Raw genomic sequence first — 2,787 nt, 5'->3', positions numbered from 1 at the left:
CTAACTTGATTATAAAACGCGCGTCTTAGCATTAGTCAAAACAAGAGCACGGCCACCTAAGTCAGCTGCATCAACGGCCTTAAGACTAATGTTACCAAATGTTGCGTTGGCATTAACATATACATTGTATGTGCCAGCCTTTGCAACTGTAACATCGGTAGTTTGTCCATTGATGTTAACTGTTGAGTAACCCTTAGGTGCGTTTGTAGTAACTTCTGAATCAACATAGTTCAATGTGTTGTCTGCTGGTAAAGCAACAACAGCACTGGCACGCTTAGTACCTGTTCCTGATTCAACGTAGTTTAAAGTAACTCCGTCTGCAGCAGAAACTGCCTTGTCATTAGTCTTAGTTAATGAGCTTTCAAGAATCCAGCCATCAACTGAAGGAGTTGAAGCACTTGTTACATAAACCCATGAATCGCCTTCAGCAGTACGAGTACCTACTTTAGAAACGATAAGGTCTTTAACATTTGCATCATTAGCAGTACTTGTAACGGCACGGCCAACTTTGTATTGAGTCCATGCAGCTTCTTTATAGGTTACACTAGTACCAGCTTTGGCATAGTTAGCCTTGCCACCAGCTTCAGCAGCTGGAGTCTTGAATGCGTAGAAGTTTTCTGTTTGGCTAGTAGTTGGAGTACCTTCAGTAAAGGTATCAACTGACTTAACACCACCAGCAAAAGCCTTGGCTGTAGCATCTTTACCAGCGTAAACCCATCCACGGTAGTCGCCATCAAATGAGACAACCTTTAAGTAGAGTGATCCACGGTTAGTAACAGCGTAACGATAGGCACGGAAGTTGTCCAAGCCCTTCTTTGATTCTGAAAGACGCTTTGCCGTAGTTGTAGTAGCAACTACCTTAGCACCCTTAACTGTACCTGGCTTAGTGTAAATAGCGTTAGTACCAGTTAAAACGACGTTACGAGCTGAACCTGCAGTTTTAAAAGTAGTACTTGGTGTTGTCAAAGTTGCTTTACTTGCAGCAGAAGCTGAAGTAGTTGCAACGCCGGCAGCAGCAACAAATGATAAGGCTGCTAAGCCTAAATAAAGAGATTTCTTTAAACTTGATTGCATAATATTTCTTCCTCCAAACATAATTGTATGTAATTTACCAAGCGTGAATATTATAACCTACAAACCTCGATTTGTTAATAAAAACGGGTTTTATTAATAAATCGATTTTGCAGAGTCACAACATCCCTGACTCTATTAGCATTATAACGTGTCTCCGATTTCATGGCAACAAGAACGCCTATTTGTTTAATAACTGAAACAAAAGCATAAAAGTTGTAATGAACCAAAACACATTATTCCTACCAACGTTCATCATTCTACCGTACTTCGTGTCCAATTACTAGTGATTAGAATGATCGAATTCAATTCCTTGCATCATTGGTAAAACCGCGCTATAGTTACGTCAATTAATGAAAGGGGGTGATGCTTTTTGAATCAGATATCTAATTCTAAAGCATCAGCTTCTGTGGAGATTGCTTCACTCTAGCTTGATGCTCTTAGAGAAACCGGCGAAATTATTCGTCGGTTTTTTTGTGCTTTCATTTGTGATTTTGTAAACTAATCGTAACATAACTAGTTTGTTGAGACGAAATGCTATACTAATAATCAAATTATAATGAAGGAAGTGAGTCAAATGCTGCCATTTGCGTATCAGGCATTTAGTGCGGTTGTCCATGAGGGTTCCTTTTATAAGGCATCCCTTCTATTAAGTGTCACCCCATCCGCCATTAGCCATTCCATTTCGCAGTTGGAAAAGGATTTTGGCTTTCCAGTGTTTGTGCGAAATCGAGCTGGTGCCGAGCTGACGGCAAGTGGTCGGACGGTGCTGCTGATTCAGGATGTGGTGAATAGTCAGGGTCGTTTGCAGCAGGAAGCAGATCGCATTAACGGGTTGAGTATCGGGTCAGTGCGGTTGGGTGCCTTTTCGTCCACGTGTATTAACTGGGTGCCGCCGATTATTCAGGCGTTTCACGAGAAGTACCCAGATATTCAGGTGTCCGTGTACCAGAATGATTTTAATGCCATTACTCAGGCGGTGAAGGACGGCACGATTGATGTGGGCTTCACTTCCCTGCCCGTGAATGAGAATTTGCTGGTGAAGCAGTTGATTCGCGATGAAATCTACTGCATTGCGCCGAAGGATTTTAAGCCGAAGAGTTCTATGGAAGTAACAGCTGAGGATTTGGAGGGTAAGAGCTTCATTTTACAGCAAGGCGACTATGATCGCGACACCAAGGCGGCGTTGGACCACTACGACATTCGGCAGAACTCGATTCAATTTTCGATTGATGACCAATCCATTTTGGCGATGGTTGAGGCAGGCTTGGGATTTGGCATCTTGCCAGAGCTCGCCTTGCAGACCATTTCCGGTAACGTGCAGGTGTTCCCGTTTGATAAGCGCTTCTACCGGACCATTTGCATGGTGACAACGCGGACGGGTGCGAAGTCGCCGGCGACGCAGCGGATGATGAAGCAGGTGGAAGAGTATGTGGAGGGAGAGTATGGGGGAAAGTAAGAGGAGTAGCAGATTTCTTGTCTGCCTGTGTCTCTAAAAGATAAGTAAAATCCTTGAAAATTTTATGTTTTCTCTGTATTATTGGATGTGAGCAAAGGTCGTATGTGTTTGCCGTCTTTTGCTGATTTCTTAGTCCGATACAGTTGTGGGTACGCTGTATCGCCTGACAGAGGCTTTGTATCTGCTCACTAGTCGCAGTTAGGGACGCTTCCTGACTCGTACCCATACATATAAGGCTCTTTGTCAAATGGTGTTGA

The 2,787-nt window shown here is 43.3% G+C and carries 2 protein-coding genes; one reads left to right on the top strand and one right to left on the bottom strand.

The annotated features are described in order from the left end of the window. Positions 1–9: 9 nt before the first annotated feature. Positions 10–1,074, bottom strand: coding sequence for a hypothetical protein (locus FD44_RS09725; protein WP_056973920.1), 1,065 nt, complete (start codon positions 1,072–1,074; stop codon positions 10–12). Between the two features lie 574 nt (positions 1,075–1,648). On the opposite strand from FD44_RS09725, the gene FD44_RS09720 reads away from it, so the two are divergent. After that, a complete protein-coding gene (locus FD44_RS09720) occupies positions 1,649–2,530 on the top strand; it encodes a LysR family transcriptional regulator (protein WP_010620298.1) in 882 nt (293 codons plus the stop codon). Positions 2,531–2,787: the final 257 nt, after the last annotated feature.

Source organism: Secundilactobacillus malefermentans DSM 5705 = KCTC 3548, assembly GCF_001436395.1.
Classification (GTDB): Bacteria; Bacillota; Bacilli; order Lactobacillales; family Lactobacillaceae; genus Secundilactobacillus; species Secundilactobacillus malefermentans.
This window is presented reverse-complemented; position numbering and strand designations above follow the sequence as displayed.